Here is a 21,068-nt window from a genome sequence, read left to right as displayed (position 1 = left end):
GGCGAATTGCCGTGTGAGATAGGGGCGCGCGATGGCGTAGTAGTTGGCCCGACTGTCGCCTGCTGCTGCGTGGGTCATCGGGGGCGGGACGCTCGTGCGCGGGCCTTGATCGCCAGGATGACGTCGGTCTTGGCGTTGGCGTAATCGTTCATGTCGTCCCACTGGTTCTTGAGGAGATGTCTCTTCGTGTTCTCGTAGAGGCTGCGGTCGGCGGCAATGGAGCGCAGATGATCGCGAAGGAGAAGGTAGTCGTCGACAGCGGGATCTCCTCGTTCATATACATGTACGTGCACATCCCGTTCGGGCGTGCGCACGAGGCGATGCCCCGGTTCTCGAACCCGCAATTCGTATCCGGAGGCGAGAAGCGGAGTCAGGTAGTCCTCCTCGGCAGTGATGTCGTCGACGGTCAGCACGATGTCAATGATCGGCTTCGCTGCCAGTCCCGGTACCGAGGTGGATCCGATGTGTTCCACCTGCACGTTCGAATGAGCGAGCGCATCCCGGATCCGCGACCGATGATCGAGGTAGTGGGCCTGCCAGCTCTCGTCATATTGGTGCAGGGCGAGCTCGAGTTTTTCCGGGCCGCCGATGATCTCGGTCTTCGTGGTGTCCGATCGTCGCCGCTGGCTGTTCCTGGTCATCGACTCATCCTCGCAGGGTGATTTGCATATAGGGGAAAACCCGTCTCGTGGGTCGATCCTGGCTGACTATGGCTGGGTAAGAGTTCCTACACCGGGGCAGAAGGTTTCGTGACGGCCCATGCTGGAACTTGTCGTCGTGTCCGGCTCGGGTTGCAAGCTGGTGTACTTTGCGAGACTTTCGGACTCATGGGCTGTGTGGGCGGGAGGGTATCGCGGCGTAATGTGCGAGACGCGCTATTCACCGAGCATCTTGCGGGCTACTAAATTGTGGACGAGGACGATCGCGTGAACAATGACGGGGAGAGTAGCGATGCCTATTAGCCCTGCCAGGGCAAGGGTCGCTGAGGGAAGGGAATTATCTGTTTGCACCCAGCGCTCCCACAACCAGTAGGTGGGGCCCCCGAGTGCGGTTGCGAGCCAGACGATGACGATCGACCAGGTGCAAATGCCGAGCATGGGATTCACCACCGCGCCATGCAAGGTTCGGGTCCAGTAGCGGCCGTCGGAGAGGATGCTTCTCAGGCCGCCGGCAATTCCCGGCCTTCGGGGGCGAGGATGCCAATCCGGGCTGGAAATGGGTGGGCGCCCTGCAGCTTCGAGGCGCCGAAGCTCTAGCGCGCTGAACCAGCGACCGGTGTGGAGGGTGATGACCAGTACTGGTATGCCGAGCCAAACGATGACTAGGCCGATCCCAGCGGCGATTCCTGTCACGAGAATCGCCATCGACGTGAGAACGATCGGCAACGTGGCAACCGTGAAGCCGAGTTCGGGAATGAGCCCGTGCCAGAGGTGTAGGTACCTGGAAAAGTTGGTTGTGATCACGAGGTCACCGTGACTGTTCCGACGAGCACCGGGTGGATCATTGTTTTCTAGGGCATCCATGTGGAGTCCTTCCGAAGTCGAGGGATCACATCGAAGGAGGAATTGATCGATGCGATCGGATGATGTTGACGTTTCTCACTCACCAGCTGGCGCTTGACCCGGACAACCAGCGTTTTGGAGTGGGCAGCGTTTACGGCTTGGTGTGCCGACGCTCGCCCTTGCGTTTCTCGGGCGGTAGCAGACGCAGTTGCTGCAGTGAGATTTGGAATGCTCGAAAGCGTCCGTCAGCGCGCGACTGGCCCGCGCGAGTTTCGTGGAAGGTTGCCTCCTGCGGGCTTGCCGTTTACGGCTCCTTCGCGATTTACGAGGCGGTGAGGTCGGGCCGCATGGGTGAACCGTTGCCTGTCGCGTCGGTGCCCCACGTTTCCAAAACCCGTATTCTGCTTCTTCGAATCACGACTGCGAGGACGATCACGAGCCAGCAGAGTTGGGCCGCGAGGAAGACCCGTTCGACTAATCCGGGGAAGCCGAACGGATGGCCAACCAGCACGAGTGCGATTACCCCGACCACGGAAATAACTCTCAGTGGAATAAGGCCGCCAATGAGTCGGCCTCTCGCAAAGGAAATCATCACTGTGGCGATCGCGATGGTCACAAATGCAATCCCCGCCAGGATCAGGTGGATGGCGCCGGTGGCTACATGTGGATAGCCGGCCGGATTATCTGGGAAGAACGCCAGCAATGCAGAGGCCCCGGCCCAAACCCACATCAATACTGCTGTTGACCGGCTGGCGACACCCGCGCGCCGCAGAGCGATCACAGCGAGGACAGATAACACGCCGCGAAGAATGAAGTTGACATCCATTAGCCCAGCGAATGGTCCGCGGCCGTAATCGCTTTCGTAGTTCTTCACCAGGCTGTAGTCGGGTCGAAGAACCCCGAGGGCGATGTCAATCGCCAGGTAGAGCACGATGCCGATGAGGGCGAGGCCCGCGAAAGAGCGCGGTGAGTCACGCTCTCGCGGCTCGTGTGAATTGGTGATTTTCTTCATGTGTCTCCAGAGCTTGAATTTCATTGAAGCCGGGCCGATCGCCGGCCGGACTTTAGTGCGGAGCCGTCGCGCGTCGGCGAAGAGCTGAGTCGAGTAGTGCGGGCGGCGCATCGTTCTTCTCATCGGCGGCAAGGTCTGTGCCCGGTGTCACGATCCTGTCAATAGCGTCCAGAATGTCGGGGTCGAGCACTGTGTCGGAGGCAGCGAGCTGGGAGCCCAAGTGCTCGAGTGTTCGGGGACCGATGATCGCGCTGGTGACCGCTGGGTGTGCGGTCACGAATGCGAGGGCTAGCTGGATCATGCTGAGTCCAGCGTTCTCGGCGACGGACGCTAACTTTTCGACGGCATCCATGCGTGCACGGTTGGAGGGGATGGTGAGGTCGAACCTTTGTGGCATGAATGCCGAGCGGCTGGTGGCGACTTCGCGGCCCTCGCGTACGGCTCCAGAGAGCCACCCCGAGGCGAGAGGACTCCACGCGAGAACGCCCATTCCATATTCGTCCGTTACCGGGAGCACGTGGGTTTCGATGCCTCGCTGCAGGATTGAATAGCTGGGCTGTTCTGTCACGTATCGGCCGAGCCCGTGTTGGTGCGCTGCCCATTGTGCTTGGACGATCCGGTAGGCCGGGAAGGTGGAGGAACCGAAGTAGCGGATTTTACCGGCACGCTGGAGGTCAGTCAGTGCTGACAGGGTCTCCTCGTCGCTGGTTGCCGGGTCCCACCGGTGGATCTGGTAAAGGTCGATGTGGTCGACGCCGAGGCGTCGCAGGCTGTTTTCGAGCGCCGTGACGAGCCAGCGACGTGAGCTGCCCTGGTGGTTGCGTTCGTCGCCCATTGGCATGTTCGCTTTGGTAGCGAGGACAATGTCGTCGCGTCGGTCCACGATTGCTTTGCCGACCAGTTCCTCGGACTGACCGGCTGAGTACATGTCGGCCGTGTCGAGGAGGTTGATGCCGCCCTCGAGCGCGCCATCGATAATGGCCGTGACTTGATCTTGGGTGGTATTGCCGATCTTGCCGAAGTTCATCGTGCCGAGCGCGAGGGTGCTGACCTTGACGCCGGTTTTTCCTAGAGTGCGGTATTGCATGGATGTGGATCCTTCCGTGTGGGAGATAGTTGTCGAGGCGGGGACGCGTTATACGGTGGTCGCGTTTTCGATGAGCCTGATCGCCAGCGACTGCTGGTCTTCGTAGATGTAGTGCCCGCTCTTCGTTGCGGTGACGAACTTACTGTTGGTGGAGAGAGCGGCGAGCTGGTGCTGTGCGGCGGTCCAGATGGTCTGCAGCTGTGCACCGTAGAGCGGGACTCCCGCGTAGATCGGCTTGCCGTGCTGAACGACAGTCAGCGGGATGTTGCCAAGTGTTCCGACGGGCTCTCCGTGGGAGACGAGCATTTCGGGGTTGGTGGACGCTACGGAAAACGCGCCAACTTCCTGGCGGACGCCGGCCGCAATCCCTGTGGCTGTCGCCGGGATCAGGGCGTCGATTGATCCAACGACGGAAGGCGCGGTGGCATCCAGCAGGACGACGCCCGCGACGCGCTGGGGGTACCGGTGCGCGAACGTGGCGGCAACCAGGCCTCCGAGGGAGTGCCCGACTACGACGACCTTTCCCTTGATCTTTTCGGCGTGGAGCACGCCGTTGAGAACAACTGCGGAGTCTGCGAGTGTTTGGGCACCGGTGGGCTTGCTGGAATTGCCTTCGCCGAGGCGGTCGTAGGAGCAGACTCTGGTGGTCTTACTGAGGGCCTTCTGCAGAGAGGCGAACCGGGTCAGCGGGTCGGGTTCTCCGGCGAAGAGGATGATCGTGGGCTTCGACGACTGAGTTCCCTCGCACACCACGTTGACGGACGCGGACCCAACACTGATCGTGGTAGACACGGCCGGATGTGCGGCGACCGCAGCAGCTGCGGTGCCGGAGGATGCACAGCCGGCGAGGCCCGCAGTGAGCATGGTTGCAGCGATCGCGACCAAGGTGGTGTTTCGTGCGACGTGACGATTCATTGTTGTTCCAAACATGGCGGTTCCTTTCGTAGAGGGCTGGTGTGCACACGAGCGGCATTCTTTTCCACGGTGCCGGAGTTGGCTCAGGGTGAAGGTCCTCAGGTATCGGATGGAGGCTGCCTTGGTGCATGCCATCGTGGAATGCTAAGAAATGTCGCGATCAGGTCATACGCCCGAGTGATTGTTCCTGAACGCCGTACAGGAAGTCTTGCACAGATCAATTCCGGTCGCAACCGCTGATCCGAGATGTGCGCCGAAGCCGCCGTTACCTCGCTTATGCGGCTTTGGGTTGCTCGCGGCAACATGATGGTGATCAATGCCCACTTGTTCGGTCAGCGATGTACAGTATGTTGATGGACACCGTACAAGAGGCTTGTTCGCCTCAAGATAAAATTCGCGAAGGAATATCGTGCAATCTGAACTTGGTCCAAGAGCCGCTCGCGGTTCGCTTACCCGGCAAGCGTTAGTTGAAGCAGCGCTGGTCTATATCGATGAAGAAGGGCTCGCTGCATTCAGCATGCGAAACCTCGGTCGGCGCCTCGGAGTCGCGACGAACGCGCTCTACTGGCATATCGACAGCCGCGAAACTTTGCTCGCTGAGGTAAGCAACCACGTCTTGTCCCAAGTTAGGACACCCGACTCGACGCTGCAATGGCAGGCCTGGCTGCGGGCATTCGCTGAACGGATCCGTGGCGTGATGCACGCACATCCCCATGCCGCGCCTCTCATCACGGGCGAGATACTTTCAAGCAACAGCGGAGAATTCCATCTGGTCGAGCCCGTGCTCGCAGCTCTTATACGGGCCGGATTTCGGCCATCCAGCGCTGCTTTGGCATACAACGCATATGTTGGTGCAGTGCTGGGCTTCATCGGCATGGAAGTTGCAGGGCCTTCCACCGACGACCTCGCCAGCTGGAAAACGGCCACTCGGCTCGCCATCACCGACGCCGACGCCGAACTGTACCCAACCTTGGTCAGCCTTCGACCGGAACTCATCAATCGAGCTTTTGGCGTGAGATGGGAATCAGCACCCGAGCAGCCCCTGGACGAGTCGTTTGTAGCACTGCTCAGCGTTCTTGCAATTGGCCTGGAATCACTTCGCGGCTAGCGTCAGCGCAGTAAGAGAGCGAGCCGTCTTTCGATCGACTTCAGGAGCGCTTCATGCCGAGGAGGAGTCCTTCGAGGTCGCGTTCTCCCTCCCGTGTTTGAACCCCGGCACGAAGCTGTTGCTGGGCGAGGTTGGCTGAATCGGAGGTGAAGAGGCTCATCGAGGCCTTGTTCTCGATGCTTAACCCTTCGACGCTGATCGGTGTGCGTGAGGCACCAACTGCCGTTTTGGCGGCCGCAATGATCCCCGGCCGGAGACTCGCGATTCGTAACGCGAGTTCGCCGACGAAGGAATCCAGGTCAGAAGCGGGCAAAGCACGATTGACGAGACCATACTTCTCTGCCAACTCAGCATCGACCAACTCGGCACCGAGAATGAGTTCCAGAGCGCGGGCGCGGCCTATGAGAGCAGTCATGTACTGGGTACCGCCGCCGCCGGGAATGATTCCCATCAGCGCCTCCGGCTGTGCTTGACCGGATTTTCCGATCGCCGCAAATCTCATGTCGAGAGCCATCAAGAGTTCGTTGCCGCCTCCGCGCGCGAATCCGGCGATCTTGCCGATAGTCAGTTGCGGAAGGGCTCGGATTTCCTCATGCACGGCCGCCATCATGTTGAGGGTTGCAGGCACCGGAACATCGGGCGCAGCGGCCAGCACGGCATCGGTTGCGGCCATCACTGATGCCGGCTCGGTAATGAAGCGCATGTCCCCATGCGCTATGAAGAACTCGGGGTCGGCACTTTCGAAGACAATCACGCGGACGTCTATGTCTTCACGGACAGCCCAAACGAATCGTCGCAACGACGGCAAGAGAATGCCATCGAGCAGATTCAGCGGTGGATTGTCGATCGTGACGTAGGCCACACCTTGGTCGATGCGCACCCTAAGGCCACTGAGATCGATGTAATTCATGCTTGCTCCATTCGGTTGGTTGAGGGCTTATGCCCAGAAGTGCAATCGCCGTGAACACGTCGAATGCATTTGCGGCGGGATTTCTTGGCCCGCATAGGGCGGCTTTCCGTCAGGCGACCGGAGGAGTGTCCTTGCGCTGGTAGTGGGAACGGGTCGTCAGAAGTAGTCCCACCAGCGCCACGACGGCGAGGGAGATAAGGCACAGGGCGTAGTCGCGAGCGGAGCTGATTAGCCCACCGCCGTTGACAACAAGGACTCCGGCGATGATCGCGGGGATCCCCATGCCGCAATAGGAGACGATGTAAAGAATGGATAGTACGCCGGCTCGGTCTTGGGGTGCTGTTTGGGGCATCACGGTGCGAAAGGCACCTTGGAGTCCGGCGCCGAATCCGATACCTGCTAGGACGATGCTGGCGAAGAATCCGGCCGGCGAGGACAATTCGACAGCGGCCAATGCGCTTGCTGCAGCGACAACGGTGCCTGTGATTCCGCACAGCATCACTGCCCGGGGTGAGACTCGGCTGAGCGCGATCGCGGTGAGCGACGAGATGATCGCCAGCACGGAGAAGGGCAGTCCACCGAGGAGAGCAGACGCCGACCCAGTCAGCTGTCTGGCCAGCGCAGGGCCGAGGGAGCCATATAGCCCAGAGAGCGCCCACACTGCGAATAAGATGGGTGCGGCCGCTAGAACCGGCCCGCGGATCCCGCGCGGCACGGCAAGCTTCGGAACAAGGGCTGCGCGCAGACCAGGCTTGCGACTACCTGTTTCTGCCGACACGGCCACACCGATGCCCTGCGCGATGAACACCACGACGAGTACCAGGTACACGACCTGTGTGGGTGCCGGGACGTACTGGACCAGCATTCCCGACACCAGCGAACCGAGACCGGTGCCTATTCCGGGCACGGCAGAGTTCGCCAGGGCGCCTCGCACGGGGTCCGCGTCAAGTATCGCCGCGCCCAGCGCGCCGAGAGCAGCACCGGTAGCAATGCCTTGGAGCGCACGGCCGACGAGCAGGGCGTCCACTCCGCCTGCGGTCGCCAGGACGACCGCAGCACCTATCTGCACTGCGAGTGCGACCAACAGCACGGGCCGATGGCCAAGGTGGTCGGATACCCGACCGAGGATGAGCAGGGCAACTAAGACGGCGATCGCATATGCAGCGAACACGACGGTGGTGGTGATGGGCGAAAAGTGAAACGCGCGCGCGTATGTGGCGTAAAGGGGCGTCGGCACGCTCGAGGCTGCGAGGAAGGACATAACCATCGACGCCGGGAGCGCCGTCCGGACGAGTCCACAACGATGGACGCCTTGAATAACAGTTGCGTCGCTCCCGGGGTCTGCGGAGGCGGGCTCGGTGCTCTGCTGGGACACAAATTTAGACATGCCTCCAGCGTGCGCGCGCTGGACTTTTCGTACGAGTGGCAATAATGCCTCTTTCCGTTACGATGTTGCCATGACTTCTCATCAGGTAGCTGTGCTCGCGCTCGACGGCGTCACTCCAATGGCGCTGGCCATCCCGGCGCAAATTTTCAGCCTCCGGCCGGAGACCCCATACGAGATGTCGGTGTGCGGAGTGACTAGCCGGGTGGCCACGGCGGGCGGTCTCGCCGTGGCCGTCGACGGCGGTCTCGAGCAGGTTCTTGCTGCAGACACGGTGATTGTGCCTGGTCTGGATATGGGGGGACGGCCGCTCCCCCATGCCGTGCTCGACACTTTGGCCGAAGCGCGCGATCGGGGCAAACGAGTCGTGTCAATCTGTAATGGCGCGTTCGCCTTAGCCGCGGCCGGTGTGCTGGACGGGCTCCATGCGACCACGCACTGGGAGAACATCGATGAGCTCGAACGAGAGTTTCCGGCAGTTCACGTGAAGCGGAATGTGCTCTATGTCGATGAGGGAGATGTGCTCACCGGGGGCGGGGTGGTCTGTGGCATTGACCTGTGTCTGCACATTGTCCGTAGCGATGTGGGTGCAGCCGCGGCCAACCAGATCGCACGTCGTCTCGTGGCCCCGGCGCATCGCGATGGGGGGCAAGCCCAGTACGTACCTGCTCTCGTGCCGGTCGTCGACGAAATGTCTCTCGCCGTCACGCGGGCTTGGGCGCTGGAGCGTGTTGATCAACCGCTTTCGCTCGCCGATCTCACCAGTCACGCCGGAATGTCACAGCGCTCGTTCATGCGCCGGTTCACCGCCGAGACCGGTACTACCCCTCTGAAATGGCTGGCCAGCGCCCGCGTCAGCCGGGCCAGGGAACTGTTGGAGACCACCGAACTTCCGATAGACCAGGTCGCACGGGACTCCGGGCTTGGCACGGCGGCCAATCTGCGGCTGCACTTCCAACGCACGCTCAACACCACGCCGACCTCCTACCGGCGTACTTTCACTCAAACGACAACGCGCTTCTCGCTAACAGGTGACAGACGCCTGGTTTTCCCCCACCGGTCTCTTTCCTGATGTCTCGGAAAACAACCCATTATTCGGATTGACGGCGGGTGAAGGCCGCCGTGACTAGTCGACATAAGAAAGATCGATCCTATGTGGACACCGGCGTGCATTGGGCATCACATGCTGCTGTCTCGCCCGGCGAATCAGGCAAGGCAGATAACATTTCAAATCCGAAAGCTCTCCTCTGCGCGACTAGATTTCGTGAAATCACCGCGCCACACGAGCCCTTTACCTTTGAGAAATGTTGAAATGGACCTGCTCGAGCCCAATCGTGTCCGTGAAGAACTTGCCGCCGTGTCTGAGCACTGGACACCTCGAGTAGTCGGTCGAGTGAATGATCAATACGTCAAAGTCGCCAAGCTACTGGGCGAGTTGGTGTGGCATGCCCACGAAAACGAAGATGAGATGTTCCTGATCGTTTATGGAGATCTTCGTATCCAACTCGAGGGGGACCGCGAAGTTCGTATTCAGGCAGGCGAGTTCTTTGTCGTTCCGAGGGGTGTCCGTCACAACCCGGTCGCGGCAGAGGAGGTCGGAATCATTCTCATCGAATCGGTGACCACTGCACACACCGGCGACGTAGTGGTGGAAGGAACTGTGCCAATCGAGCGGCAGTTGCGTTCTGCGTAACGCCCTGTAGCTTTCGAACGTCGAACGGCCGCAGGTTCTGGGGCTCGCCACTTGAGTCAAAGAAAAAGGGCGTACCAGACGTCGTCAGCGTAGCTTCCGTCCGGAAGCAGTATCTCCTCGCGGATGCGTCCCTCGAGTTCAAACCCGTGTTTTTCGTAAATGTGGATGGCTCGCGGGTTGTTAGAGTGCACGAAGACCCAATTTGCGTGCTCCCCGACGGCGCGCTTCAGCAATGGTTGCCTCCACCAGCTGGTCGCCCAACCCCAACCCGCGCGCTGTCGGCGACACGGCGAGCGAGTTCAAGTGCAGCACGTGAGCGTTGGCTTCGATTCCCATGTGTCGAACGATATGGGCGTAGCCGACGATGCCAGCCGGCGCTTCCGCAACGATGACGTCACCCACGTCGCGGCGCCCCTCAAAGAAGGGCTCCGTCGCTGGTCGGGGCGGCGTGACCTGCAATTCGATCGGCCACGCTGTGGCATCCAGTTCGGCGAGAGCGCGGTCATCGTCGATCGTGGCGGAACGAATAACAACGTCTGACATCTGCTCAGTATGTACTCGAAGTGACTAATGCGATTACCTCGCCTCGGCAACCAAGGGCCGGTGGCGTGACGGAGGCGGTGAAACTTAACGGTCACCTATGCGAGACCACCCCAACAGGGCATGGTGGAACGCCTTAGGCTGCGGATGTGGTCACCATGCGAGCTCTCCAGTGCTTCGTCGCGATTGTCGACACAGGGTCGATCTCCGACGCCGCGCGACAGTTGTACGCTTCCCAATCCGCTGTTTCGCACCAGCTCGCACAACTCGAGCGAGAGGTTGGTGCGACGCTGCTGATCCGAACGGCCCGTGGTGTGCGGTTGACCGCCGCGGGGCGGGCCGCAGTGCCATTCGCGCGGAACGCTCTTCAAAGTGCTGAGAGCGTGGTCGCTGCGGCGAACCTCGCCGCTCACTCCTTCGGCGGGGTTCTGCGCATCGGCTGCGCGCAAAGCCTCGTCTCGGTCCTGGCGCCTGTCATCCAACGTTGGCACGTGCGGTGGCCCGATGTATCGGTCATCCTTCGCGAGTCGATCGCGGTCGCTGAGCTGCACAAGTTCCTCGACGACGATGACGTCGACATGGTATTCATGCCTGGGCCGAGTCCCGACCGATTCGCATCTGTCGTTGCGATGCAGGAGGAGTTTGTTGTCGTTGCGGCAGCCGACTCATGGTTGGTGGATCGGACCGCGGTGACATTCGACGATCTTGACGCAAAACCATTCGTGGATTTTGACTCCTCGAATGGTCTAAGCGTTGTAGTCGATGGTGCGCTGTCAGAACACGGGGTGCAGCCGCTCGTTGTGACGCGCACCGCCGTCACTAGTGCGGCGGCACAACTAGCTGCCGCTGGTCTCGGAGTTGCCATTGTGCCGCTCAGCGCCCTAAATTCCGGCAACACGGGCGCCGTGCGCTCGCTGGACCCGCCATGGGTCCGGGATCTCGTTGTTCTCACTCCCATCGACGGCGATGCTTTAGCGCAGCGTTTCTTAGAGGACTTGCGCACCGAGCCGATTCAGGACCCGAGACGATCTTGACGTCGCCGTAAAGTTCCACGGCGACGCGGAATATGACGTCGGCCGGCACGCTGCCCAAACGGGCTGTTCGGCGAAGAGCCGAGCGACATGCGTGGGCTTCGTCGCGTGGACCGACGGGTCGGAGACGCGGCAAGCCGGTGCGGGCCACCTGCCGAGCAGGCGGTAGGCATCCATCGATTTCTTGGTCGGGTGGTCACGAAACTATCGATCCCGTGAGGGGAATGCTTCCCTGTACCCGATTGCTGCACCCGGTGAGCCAATTACGGTTCAGCCGATCAAGAGGGATGAGGGAAGCAATGTCTCATGAGCCAAAGCTGACTAGCACCATCGATCGGTTGCCCGTGGCAACAGTGCTGCCTCTCTTTGCAGCCGGCTTCTTGGGGATCTTGAATGAGACCGTGCCCGCCGGGCTCCTTCCCGAGATTGCTCGCAGTCTCCGGGTATCCGAGTCCGCGGCGGGACAGATCATTACTGTCTATGCGATCGCCACAGCGCTGACCGCGATCCCACTCAACGCGCTTCTTCGACGCTATTCGCGAAGGGCCCTACTGGTCGGCTCCCTCGTAGCGTTTGCGATCTGCAACCTTGTCCCAGTGGTATCCACGAATTACGTGCTGATTCTCGCCGCTCGGATTATCGGCGGCGTCGGAGCGGGCCTTATCTGGTCGAATATCGGTGGATACGCAGCTCGAGTGTCACCCCCAGCGCTGCGAGGTCGCGCAGTGGCACTTGCCCTGGCGGGGACGCCAATCGCCCTCGCGATCGGGTTGCCGCTCGGAACGTTTCTCGGCGCCGCCACCGGTTGGCAGTCAACCTTCGCGCTCACGGCGGTCCTCAGCGTTCTTGTTGCGGTCTGGACGTTGGTAAGTTTGCCCTCCCTTCCAGTGGTCGAAAGCGCGCACATACCGTTCCGACAGATGGTGCGCCAGCCGGGCGTCTCCACAGTTCTGTGGGTGGTCGCGGGATTCCTTGTCGCGCACAACCTCGTCTACACCTACATCGGATCGTTGATTGTGGATGCGGGTATGGCTGATCAGATTCAGTGGGTCCTGGCGACATTCGGCGTCGCGGCATTGCTGAGCGTCTGGGCGACCGGACGTTTGCTGCAGCCTTATCATCGAACACTCACCATCGTCAGTGCCGTCGCCATCGGAGGCGGCCTGCTTGTCCTATGTCTTTTCGGTTCCCTTCCCGCGCTCCTCTATGTCGGAGTGGCCGCCTGGGGATTCGGGTTTGGTGGATGCGCGACATTGTTCATCACCGCTGCCACAAGAGCAGCAGGAACCGACGACGTCCAATCAGCGGTGGTCACCGTATTCAACGTCAGCATCGCCATCGGCGGGGCCGCGGGCGGCATTCTTCTCGCAATTGTCGGCACCGAAGGCCTGCTGTGGTCGGCGGTCGCGGTCATGGCAGTGGCCACCATCACCGTCCTCAAATCCACCCATGGCTTCCCCACCTGGAAGCCCGCCACGTCCACAGAATAGGAATCACCCATGTCGAACATCTTCATTACCGGCGCGTCAGGCTTCATAGGCCGCCCGCTCACCAAGCGGCTGGTCAGCGAAGGTCACAGCGTGAAAGCGCTGGTGCGCAGCAAACAATCCGCGGACGTTGTCGCGGCCCTCGGCGCTGAGCCGGTCTATGGCGAGCTCACTGACCCGGCAACCTGGCAGGATGCCGTGCGCGGCAGTGACGTACTGTTCCACCTCGCTGCCGAGACCGATGTCACGGCGCCGCGCGCGCAGCAGGACCGGGTCACTGTTTACGGGACAATCGCTGCGCTTGCAGCTGCGGCAACGGCTGGTGTTAGTCGTTTCGTTCATTGCAGCTCAGAGGCTGTGCTCTTAGACGGCGCCCCCCTGCTTAACGTCGATGAGACCGCCCCGCTTCGTCCGAATTCCCCGGCCGCCTACGCCGCGACCAAAGCGCGCGCCGAGCAGATCGTGCTGGCAGCGAATTCAGAAACGATGACGACTGTCGCAATACGACCAAAGCTCGTTTGGGGCCCAGGCAGCTTCATCGGAGGACTGCCCTCTGCTGCCGCGAGTGGAGCCTTCGTCTGGATCGACGGCGGTGCGTTCGAGGCCACCGTGACCCACGTCGATAACGCGGTTGAGGGCCTCATTCTCGGCTGGCAGCACGGCGTGGGAGGCGAACCCTATTTCGTCGCGGACGGCGGCCCGGTGTCCTTCCGTGAGTTCATGGAGGAACAGCTCTCTGTTTACGGGTACACAGGATCCGTCTCCACCGTGACCGGAGCCGAGGCTGATACAACCGTCCCGGCCCCAGCCCGTTGGTTCTTCGGTCAAACCCTCACGCTCGACATCTCCAAGGCGCGCGCTGACCTTGCCTATGAGCCGGTCACCAGTCACGCAGATGGGATCGCAGCACTTGAGGCGAGCCTGCGCAAACTTATTCCGTGAGAGATCACCGCGATACTCGCGGATTTCATCGGCCAGAGGCGCGGGTTGCGCCGGCTTTGAGGCCCTGTGGCGAGGATGCAGGCAGGCTCGACGGGCGATTCCGAGGTATGGGCTGCGGTACGGCTGCTCTGCAAGCAACGACGCGCTACATCTTCACGATCCGGTCAGAACTCGCCGGATTCGAAGGACAGACACCGGAGGACAACATCGCCGCGCAGAGAGTGTTCCTCGCGCAGAATGCATGTATACGAACAAGGCTGTCTTGGCTCCCCGGCGACAAAGGGTTGCCCACTCGATGGTCGGCTGTGGGGAGGCAGATCTGTCGCGGTTGCCGTTCCGCATCAGCACACGCATGCAGGGAAGTATTGTCAATTCAGTGAGACGCATACCGGATGAGCGCTGGGCAATGCTTGCGAAGGCGGAGCGCGGATTACTCATGCGCATGGAAGGGCGCGGGATCACAAGAGTTACTTCTGTGGGTGCGTTTCCGGATGTTCCAGGTGCATGGATTTGGCTTTGCACCAGCACTGATGCCGAGCGGGAGGTCATGCCCCGTAGCGTGGTGTAGCCCGGTGGGTGCCGCGTCGCTCACGACGTGAGCGCGGCCACCGTGTGATCCTTCGAGTCAACCTTCTACCGAATCCTCGAAACGGAGTCATCACGATGACCGCACCCCATATTGTCGACCCTGCTGGCCTCCTTGGTGAGGCCCTGACCGACGCGTCGCCCGATCTGATGCGCAGCTTGCTTCAGACCATGATCAACGCCCTCCTCTCCGCCGACGCGGACGCTATAGCCGGTGCGGAGTGGGGCAAACCCAGCCCCGACCGTGTGACTCAGCGCAACGGTTACCGCCACCGCGAGCTCGATACCCGGGTCGGAACGATCGATGTTGCCGTTCCGAAGCTGCGCTCGGGAACGTATTTCCCGGAGTGGCTCCTTGAACGGCGAAAGCGCGCCGAGACTGCCCTGATCACGGTCGTCGCGGACTGCTACCTCGCTGGTGTCTCGACGCGCCGGATGGACAAACTGGTGAAGCAGCTCGGGATCCATTCGCTGTCCAAGTCGCAGGTCTCCCGGATGGCATCCGACCTTGACGGGCACGTTGATCAGTTCCGACACCGCCCCCTGGGAGACGCCGGCCCGTTCACATTCGTCGCCGCTGATGCACTCACGATGAAGGTCCGTGAGGGCGGCCGCGTCATCAACGCTGTTGTTCTGGTGGCAACAGGAGTCAACGCCGACGGGCGCCGGGAAGTGCTCGGGCTGAAGGTCGCCACGAGCGAGACCGGGGCGGCGTGGAACACGTTCTTCGCCGACCTCGTCGCGCGAGGCCTCTCCGGGGTTCGTCTGGTCACCTCCGACGCCCACCGGGGCTTGGTCGAAGCGATCGCCGCGAACCTGCCCGGCGCCAGCTGGCAGCGCTGCCGCACCCACTATTCGGCGAACCTGATGGGAGTGACACCGAAGACCATGTGGCCGGCCGTCAAAGCGATGCTCCACTCGGTTTACGACCAACCCGACGAAGCCTCGGTCCACGCCCAATTCGACCGAGTGTTGGACTACGTCGAGGGCAAACTCCCCGACGCCCACGAACACCTCGACGCCGCCAGAGCGGACATCCTCGCGTTCACGACGTTCCCGGACGGGCTCTGGCAGCAGATCTGGTCGAACAACCCGAACGAGCGCCTGAACCGGGAGATCCGCCGCCGCACCGACTCCGTGGGAATCTTCCCCAACCGGGACGCGATCATCCGCCTCGTCGGCGCGGTCCTTGCCGAACAAACCGACGAATGGGCTGAAGGGCGCCGCTACCTCGGCCTCGACATCCTCGCCAAATCCCGCCTCACCCTCATCGCTGGCACCGGAGACGAGGTGACCGACCAACCCGCCCTCGAACTCAGCGCCTAACCCATCACATCGAAGGAAACACGGCTACACAGAGATGATGGATATGGCTCCTGTGCCGGTGTGACTCGCTGTTACACCGACACCCGTGAGGGTTGTCTTTAAGTGGATCTGTCCACCGACACCGGAGTTGTTGCGGGTCGGGCAGAACATGACTTGATAGGAGCCTGACCGGGAAGTCGTCTCACCTTTGTGCTGTCTGCCCACCCGACCCGCAGTGACGTTTCACGACATAACTGAGGAAGGGAATCCGTCTATGACAAGCATGCCAGCCACCGCAGCAAGAGCCAATCCACCCGCACCGCCGGGTGCGCTTTTTGCCGGCATCGACACGCACAAGAATACCCATCACGTCGCGATCATCGATCACGTCGGGCGATCCGTTCAGGATCGCGAGTTCCCGACGACGAGCCGCGGCTATCAGCAGATAATGGAATTCCTGAACTCGCACGGCGCGATCGAACGTGTCGGTATCGAGGGCACCGGATCCTACGGTGCCGGCATCGCCCGAGTCCTCAGCGTCGGTAGCTTCACCGTCGTCGAGGTGGCACGGCAAAACCGGCAGGCCCGACGTTTGAAAGGGAAATCAGACCCGCTCGACGCCCACCAGGCGGCCGTGAGTGTTCTAGCCGGTACTGATGCTGCTATCCCGAAGAGCGGCGACGGGGAAGTGGAATCGCTACGGATCCTGATGAGCGAACGACACTCAGCTGGCAAAGCCCGTTCCCAGACGATGAACCAGATCCATTCGCTACTCATCACGGCGCCCGAGGCGGTTCGCAGCGATTATCGCACCCTCACGAGCCTCAAACTCGTCCCTATACTCGCCCGCACCCGCCCTCGAAGCGGCATCGACCCCGAGAACATCGCCCGTCAGACACTCAAAAGGCTCGCAGCTCGCCACGTCGCACTCGCAGCAGAAATTGCCATCATCGACCAGCAGCTCGACGCTCTGGTCCGGGACGTCAATCCAACTCTCCTCAGCGTCGGCGGCGTCGGGGTCGTCACAGCAGCGACGCTCCTCATCGCGGCAGGCGACAATCCGGAACGCTTGACGACTAAAGCAGCATTCGCGGCCATGGCCGGCGTCGCTCCTATACCGGCCTCGTCCGGTCAGCGAGTACGGCACCGGCTTTCGCGTGGCGGGAACCGGAACGCCAACAGCGCCCTTCATCGAATCGTCTTACTCCGCATGCGCCACCGTGAACCACGCACAATGGCGTACTTCGAACGACGTCGCGCCCAGGGACTCACTGATCGGGACATCAGACGCTGCCTGAAACGACACATCGCGAACGAGATCTTCGCCGTACTCACAAGCCCCAGCCCCGAAACATCCATCGGCCAGGAGCTGCGCACCAGACGCCAACAGACCGGCACTCCGATCACGATCCTCGCCGCATCACTCGGCGTCCCCTACCAACGCCTCCGACGACTCGAGATCGGCACCCGAGCCGACCCACAACTAGAACAACTCGTCACCGCAGCGCTGGACCAAATCGCGACCCCGAACACCGCTTGACAACAATAGGAGCATCCACCTTAAGGGGCACTACTGCCGCCCAAAGCCTCGACGGGTCCGAGTGCGGAGCCGAAACCATCGACTATGACGGGACGAAATGGCGTTGCACTCGCGCACCGCACCCCGGACAGGACGAACACCGCGCCGCGTACGGCAGGGACGGCGACGGACCCGACGGAGCCGTCGCGATCGCCTGGACGTATCAATACGCCGAAGAAGACCAGACCGGCAGAGACACCGACAGCGCCGCACCCGTACACACCGTCACGGTGTCGTTTCCTGACCGTACGGGCGGGGTCGACGCAGAAAAGATCCGCACCGCGATTCTCGACCTCTTTTGGAAAGGCGACGCCGACGACATTCAGATCGTTGTATTAACTGCCTGAACGAGCATTAACCCAAGGGAAACAACAGCCCGCCCGGAAGACCGGGCGGGCTGTGCGTCGTCTCACTATTTTGCGGTTGGCTCCTCGTCGAAAGGTGAATCGCTGACTCGATCTGAGAGCAGGTGACGCCGACGTAAACATTGCCTTACAGCGCAGATGCCAAAGCACCAGTCTGCGACCCCCGTTTTAGGTGGGTCATGCGGCGATCGGGTTGGTAGTCCTCAAACTCCCACGCGCCGAGCTTGCGTTCAGTCGAGCCGGCGGCGTCGCCGTCGAGCGATCATTGCGACCGCACCGAACGCGGCCAACAGCAGGGCGATCGGACCGAGCTCGACCGTCCTAGAGCCGGTCGCGGCGAGGGACGTCTTACCGTCCCCGTTCGGCGCGGGGTTTGAGCCGCCACCGGCCGCCGCGATGACGATGGTCTTCGTCTGTGGCGCCGTCGAAGGCTCACTCAGGTTGGCGACCGAAAGGGTGATCGTGCCGGCGGCGGTCGGGGTGCCGCTGATCCGCCCGGTTTCCGAGTTCAGCGACAGACCGGAGGCGCTCAGGTCTGGCGCGGCCAGCTGTCCGGCCGGAGCTGCTGGGTCCGTCTCGTTGGCCGGCCCGGTGCCGAGCAGTCCGATCTGTACGTTGCTGCCGAGGCTCGACACCGTCTCGGCCGAGTAGGCGGCGCCCACTGTTCCGCCAGGAAGGGCATCCGGGCTCAGCACCGTCGCCACATCGGCGACGGTGACTGTGAACACGGCTGACGCCCAGCTCGACTCCACCGTGAACTGCGTAACACCCGCAGCCACCGGGATGCCCGTGAGCTCGCCGGTCTCGCCGTCGAAGCTCAGGCCGGGCGGCAGGGTGCCCACGACGTTCACCGGTTGTCCGGCAGTGTCCGAGCTCACCAGGTCTGACGCAACAGCCTGTCCGACCGTAGCGGAAATGTCAGTCGAGCTCGCGAAGGCGGTGGGCAGAGCCGCGACGTGCAGCACGTAGTTCACCACCTGCACCGGACCCCCGTCGCCAGGCGTGTCGGTGATGCTGAACGGGTAGTCGCCGGCCTCCGGCGGAGTTCCCGAGACCGCTCCGTCGGCCGTGATGCTCAGGCCCTTGAGATCGGCGGCGTCGCTCGAGAGCTTCATGGCGCTGCCCGCATCGGTTACCAGGGCGGTACTGTAGGCCTCGCCGGCAGTGGCGTCTGGCACACGGCCGACGAAGTTCGTTGCCGCTGAAGACGCTCCGACTGCGGCCGGCTGCAGCTGCACCGTAGCGAGGGTGGTGGCCGGTGCCGATTCCCGGCGGTTGATCGGGCCGAGCTCGGTCACGATCGCGCCGAGGTAGCCCACAGCGGGCGATGCGGGTAGCACTTGCTCGCTCACGGTGTACGAACTCGCGGTGGCGCCCGGGATCATGCTGGGCGTATTGCTGCCCTGCGGGATCGTGTACCACTGGTACGCGTAGCGCAGCTCGGGGTTGATGCCCGGGGTGGCCCAGGTGCCGGGGCAGGCGTAGACCGTGGTGCGCACGCGAGCTACGGCCGGTGCGCTGCAGTCGGGAGTGCTCCCGAGCGTCGGCGGCGCGGTGTTGATCGAGGGCGGGCCGGCGTCGCAGTCCTTCTGAGAGTGCGAGGTGACGGGCGTGAAGGTGAGGGGGTTCGACTTGGTGCTGGTGAGTGCGGCGGGCAGGATGCTCGTCGCCGGGATGTACCACGTGAGGCTGCCGGGCGATGTCGACGGCGCGTCTACTCCGAGCTTCCAAAAGCCGGTGAACTGCAGGACCTGGCTCTCCCAGGTTCCCATTAGCCAGTCCCCCGGCTGAACCGTCGGGTTGACCGTCGTTGAGTTGTTCTGCGTTGAGGTGTTGACCGTCACTTCCTGGTGCGCCCACGAAAAGGAGAGGCTGCCGGATGCCGACCAGACGTCCTTGAGGCCTTGCTGGTAACTGAAACTCGCACCCGTCGTCTCTGTGTCGCCGACCGTTGTCTGGTGCGAATAGGAGCCCGAGGTGGTGAGGGCGACCGGGATGGGGTTGCTGGTGGCGTTGTGCATGGTGGGCAACGAGGTCTGGTCGATGGTGCCGCAGCCGGCGCTGCGTGTGGTGAGGACGCCGAGGGCCCTCGCCGCCTGGCTGCCGGCGGCAGACCACGTCGCCGTGTCGATGCTGGTGCCGGTGCTCACGGCGCAGGGAGAGGTCTCGTCGGGACCGGTGTACGAGGCGCAATGATTGGTTGCATACTGCAGCGCGAGACCGAGGATGTTCTCCCACTGCCGATTGATTCCGAGAGCATCGGGGGCGTCGTTGATGATACGGAACTGTTGGGAGGTATTGCCGGCCTCGCACGGCGCGAGGCGTGCACCGAAGTCATCGATCGGGCTGAGGCCATGGTTCTTGCTGCTGAAACACTTGTTTCCGCTCTGCGAGACGATGTAGAACCAGCGATCGTCGGCCCCGATGTTGGCGGCGGCGCTCGGCCGCGTGCTCGCGGGCACGAAGTAGTAAGCCTGCGACGGATTTTCGATGCAGTCCTGAAAGATCCCGACCTCACGGAGGGGCTGGAAGCCGTTCGCAGCCCAGGTGTCAAGGCACTTTCCATTGCTGATGAACTTCACCCGGCCGTCGCTGTAGACCGCGACGTTCGTGGAGAAATACGTCTGCTTGTCGGCGTCCGTGGTCGACGGAGCCACACGCACCTCGAGCTTCACGCCGTTGCCCGGAGCGCCTAGCGTGGGCACGTCGCTGCCGAGAGTTGCGGTCGGGCCGGCGGCGGTGACGGTGGTGGCGGATGCAGCAGCAGCGGTGGCCACCGGCGCGGCCGAGGCGGCGGGTGCCAGAACCGCGCCCACGACAAGGCTGAGCGCCACCGTCGTGGGAACCACGAGCGCGGCGCGTGCGAGGAGGGACTTCTTTGCGGCGGTGTGCAGGGCACGTGCCGCACCGCGCGCAGGCGCGAAGGACACGGATATCTGTCGGGTCATTGGAGGGGAACTCTCTCGTAGAGTTGGCCGCCAAGACGGCTCGCAGCTCAGGTGACTGCGACCTGCTCAGCTTGGCGGACTTTTCGCTTGCGCGAAAGCCCCAAGTCCGCCACGCGGTCGCGGAGTCGACGGAAAAGCAGGCCGTGCGTCCACTGTGACGCTGACTCGTACTCGTCGCAGCCGCATCTCCCGGATCCACCAGGGGTCGTGGAAGGGTTACTTCCGTCGGTCGCGAACAGCGCGCGGTGTGGGGTTGGCTATCCACACGACGTGACTGGTTACCGAGAAGCTCAGGTCTCGGCGGTCTCGGGCGCTGTGAGTACCGAACCGGGCACCGTCGATCGCGCGATCGGAGGTAGTCGTTCGGTATGCCATTCAGATACGTGAGACGGGGCTGGCCATTCAGTGTTTGTGTTTCCGTTGCCGGGCTTTGATCATCGACTGGATGCGTACCCAGAGTTCGCTGTAGGCATAGGCCGCGTCGGTGTGCGGTGCGAACGATCCGACCGGGGCTCTGCCGAACCCCATCCTTTCGATGATCACGGTGCTGGGCACGACGATGTTGGGGTCAGCCCACGATTCGACATAAATGACACGATAGGGGCGCAGGCACTTGATTGTGAGTTTTTGGCGCGGTATCTCTCTCGCCTGACTTCCGCTTGAAGACTGGAAGGG

At 62.2% G+C, this 21,068-nt stretch carries 19 protein-coding genes; 9 read left to right on the top strand and 10 right to left on the bottom strand.

All coding sequences use genetic code 11. The features are described from left to right. Positions 1 to 74 precede the first annotated feature (74 nt). The 5 genes from QN358_RS10855 to QN358_RS10835 form a co-directional block, all read right to left on the bottom strand. Positions 75 to 641, bottom strand: coding sequence for a GrpB family protein (locus tag QN358_RS10855; protein WP_323512356.1), 567 nt, complete (start codon positions 639 to 641; stop codon positions 75 to 77). A gap of 234 nt (positions 642 to 875) precedes the next feature. Continuing rightward, positions 876 to 1,463, bottom strand: a complete 588-nt coding sequence (locus QN358_RS10850; protein WP_323512355.1) for a sensor domain-containing protein — start codon at positions 1,461 to 1,463, stop codon at positions 876 to 878. A 361-nt stretch (positions 1,464 to 1,824) separates the two neighbouring features. Further along, complete coding sequence (locus tag QN358_RS10845; protein WP_323512354.1) at positions 1,825 to 2,514, bottom strand: DUF998 domain-containing protein; 690 nt, start codon at positions 2,512 to 2,514, stop codon at positions 1,825 to 1,827. A gap of 52 nt (positions 2,515 to 2,566) precedes the next feature. Beyond that, a complete protein-coding gene (locus QN358_RS10840; protein WP_323512353.1) occupies positions 2,567 to 3,601 on the bottom strand; it encodes an aldo/keto reductase in 1,035 nt (344 codons plus the stop codon). Positions 3,602 to 3,649: 48 nt separating this feature from the next. Next, positions 3,650 to 4,531, bottom strand: a complete 882-nt coding sequence (locus QN358_RS10835; RefSeq protein WP_323512352.1) for an alpha/beta fold hydrolase — start codon at positions 4,529 to 4,531, stop codon at positions 3,650 to 3,652. A gap of 394 nt (positions 4,532 to 4,925) precedes the next feature. Between QN358_RS10835 and QN358_RS10830 the strand changes: the two genes are divergently transcribed. Next, positions 4,926 to 5,624 (top strand): TetR/AcrR family transcriptional regulator, encoded by a 699-nt coding sequence (locus QN358_RS10830; protein WP_323512351.1) that lies wholly within the window; start codon positions 4,926 to 4,928, stop codon positions 5,622 to 5,624. 40 nt (positions 5,625 to 5,664) lie between these two features. Here QN358_RS10830 and QN358_RS10825 read toward each other — a convergent pair whose 3' ends face one another. Continuing rightward, on the bottom strand, positions 5,665 to 6,534 hold the full coding sequence (locus QN358_RS10825; protein WP_323512350.1) for an enoyl-CoA hydratase/isomerase family protein: 870 nt from the start codon (positions 6,532 to 6,534) through the stop codon (positions 5,665 to 5,667). A gap of 109 nt (positions 6,535 to 6,643) precedes the next feature. Continuing rightward, positions 6,644 to 7,795, bottom strand: coding sequence for an MFS transporter (locus QN358_RS10820; RefSeq protein WP_323512349.1), 1,152 nt, complete (start codon positions 7,793 to 7,795; stop codon positions 6,644 to 6,646). A 196-nt stretch (positions 7,796 to 7,991) separates the two neighbouring features. Between QN358_RS10820 and QN358_RS10815 the strand changes: the two genes are divergently transcribed. Then, positions 7,992 to 8,990 carry a GlxA family transcriptional regulator gene (locus tag QN358_RS10815; protein WP_323512348.1) on the top strand — a complete coding sequence of 333 codons (999 nt, stop codon included), beginning with the start codon at positions 7,992 to 7,994 and terminating at the stop codon, positions 8,988 to 8,990. 240 nt (positions 8,991 to 9,230) lie between these two features. Then, complete coding sequence (locus QN358_RS10810) at positions 9,231 to 9,611, top strand: cupin domain-containing protein (protein WP_323512347.1); 381 nt, start codon at positions 9,231 to 9,233, stop codon at positions 9,609 to 9,611. 180 nt (positions 9,612 to 9,791) lie between these two features. Here the strand turns inward: QN358_RS10810 and QN358_RS10805 are convergent, their stop codons facing one another. Continuing rightward, entirely contained in the window at positions 9,792 to 10,154 is a 363-nt protein-coding gene (locus QN358_RS10805) for a GNAT family N-acetyltransferase (protein WP_323512346.1), read from the bottom strand. A 155-nt stretch (positions 10,155 to 10,309) separates the two neighbouring features. Between QN358_RS10805 and QN358_RS10800 the strand changes: the two genes are divergently transcribed. The 6 genes from QN358_RS10800 (at position 10,310) to QN358_RS10775 (ending at position 17,427) form a co-directional block, all read left to right on the top strand. Then, complete coding sequence (locus QN358_RS10800) at positions 10,310 to 11,185, top strand: LysR family transcriptional regulator (protein ID WP_323512378.1); 876 nt, start codon at positions 10,310 to 10,312, stop codon at positions 11,183 to 11,185. A gap of 341 nt (positions 11,186 to 11,526) precedes the next feature. Further along, entirely contained in the window at positions 11,527 to 12,672 is a 1,146-nt protein-coding gene (locus tag QN358_RS10795) for an MFS transporter (protein ID WP_323512345.1), read from the top strand. 9 nt (positions 12,673 to 12,681) lie between these two features. Beyond that, entirely contained in the window at positions 12,682 to 13,611 is a 930-nt protein-coding gene (locus QN358_RS10790) for an NAD-dependent epimerase/dehydratase family protein (protein WP_323512344.1), read from the top strand. Between the two features lie 663 nt (positions 13,612 to 14,274). Next, the gene (locus QN358_RS10785) at positions 14,275 to 15,522 is read left to right on the top strand and encodes an IS256 family transposase (RefSeq protein WP_323512343.1); all 1,248 of its coding nucleotides are present in this window, start codon (positions 14,275 to 14,277) and stop codon (positions 15,520 to 15,522) included. A gap of 253 nt (positions 15,523 to 15,775) precedes the next feature. Further along, the gene (locus QN358_RS10780; protein ID WP_323512342.1) at positions 15,776 to 17,041 is read left to right on the top strand and encodes an IS110 family transposase; all 1,266 of its coding nucleotides are present in this window, start codon (positions 15,776 to 15,778) and stop codon (positions 17,039 to 17,041) included. After that, positions 17,038 to 17,427, top strand: a complete 390-nt coding sequence (locus tag QN358_RS10775; protein WP_323512341.1) for a hypothetical protein — start codon at positions 17,038 to 17,040, stop codon at positions 17,425 to 17,427. The genes QN358_RS10780 and QN358_RS10775 overlap by 4 nt, the downstream gene beginning before the upstream one ends. Positions 17,428 to 17,675: 248 nt before the next feature. On the opposite strand, the gene QN358_RS10770 is transcribed toward QN358_RS10775, so the two are convergent. Then, positions 17,676 to 20,393 carry a putative Ig domain-containing protein gene (locus QN358_RS10770; RefSeq protein ID WP_323512340.1) on the bottom strand — a complete coding sequence of 906 codons (2,718 nt, stop codon included), beginning with the start codon at positions 20,391 to 20,393 and terminating at the stop codon, positions 17,676 to 17,678. A 402-nt stretch (positions 20,394 to 20,795) separates the two neighbouring features. After that, on the bottom strand, positions 20,796 to 21,068 hold a 273-nt coding region (locus tag QN358_RS10765; protein ID WP_323512339.1), incomplete at its 5' end, for a hypothetical protein.

Source organism: Subtercola sp. RTI3, assembly GCF_035018625.1.
In the GTDB taxonomy this organism is placed as follows: Bacteria; Actinomycetota; Actinomycetes; order Actinomycetales; family Microbacteriaceae; genus Subtercola; species Subtercola vilae.
The sequence above is the reverse complement of the archived record's forward strand: the minus strand, read 5'-3'. Positions and strand labels throughout refer to the sequence as shown.

Excerpts from the sequence above, each read along its gene's own strand:
- QN358_RS10855 (WP_323512356.1), bottom strand. The coding sequence starts at position 641 with ATGACCAGGAACAGCCAGCGGCGACGATCGGACACCACGAAGACCGAG.
- QN358_RS10845 (WP_323512354.1), bottom strand. The coding sequence starts at position 2,514 with ATGAAGAAAATCACCAATTCACACGAGCCGCGAGAGCGTGACTCACCG.
- QN358_RS10840 (WP_323512353.1), bottom strand. The coding sequence starts at position 3,601 with ATGCAATACCGCACTCTAGGAAAAACCGGCGTCAAGGTCAGCACCCTC.
- QN358_RS10835 (WP_323512352.1), bottom strand. The coding sequence starts at position 4,531 with ATGTTTGGAACAACAATGAATCGTCACGTCGCACGAAACACCACCTTG.
- QN358_RS10825 (WP_323512350.1), bottom strand. The coding sequence starts at position 6,534 with ATGAATTACATCGATCTCAGTGGCCTTAGGGTGCGCATCGACCAAGGT.
- QN358_RS10820 (WP_323512349.1), bottom strand. The coding sequence starts at position 7,795 with ATGTCCTTCCTCGCAGCCTCGAGCGTGCCGACGCCCCTTTACGCCACA.
- QN358_RS10815 (WP_323512348.1), top strand. The coding sequence starts at position 7,992 with ATGACTTCTCATCAGGTAGCTGTGCTCGCGCTCGACGGCGTCACTCCA.
- QN358_RS10810 (WP_323512347.1), top strand. The coding sequence starts at position 9,231 with ATGGACCTGCTCGAGCCCAATCGTGTCCGTGAAGAACTTGCCGCCGTG.
- QN358_RS10805 (WP_323512346.1), bottom strand. The coding sequence starts at position 10,154 with ATGTCAGACGTTGTTATTCGTTCCGCCACGATCGACGATGACCGCGCT.
- QN358_RS10800 (WP_323512378.1), top strand. The coding sequence starts at position 10,310 with ATGCGAGCTCTCCAGTGCTTCGTCGCGATTGTCGACACAGGGTCGATC.
- QN358_RS10790 (WP_323512344.1), top strand. The coding sequence starts at position 12,682 with ATGTCGAACATCTTCATTACCGGCGCGTCAGGCTTCATAGGCCGCCCG.
- QN358_RS10785 (WP_323512343.1), top strand. The coding sequence starts at position 14,275 with ATGACCGCACCCCATATTGTCGACCCTGCTGGCCTCCTTGGTGAGGCC.
- QN358_RS10780 (WP_323512342.1), top strand. The coding sequence starts at position 15,776 with ATGACAAGCATGCCAGCCACCGCAGCAAGAGCCAATCCACCCGCACCG.
- QN358_RS10770 (WP_323512340.1), bottom strand. The coding sequence starts at position 20,393 with ATGACCCGACAGATATCCGTGTCCTTCGCGCCTGCGCGCGGTGCGGCA.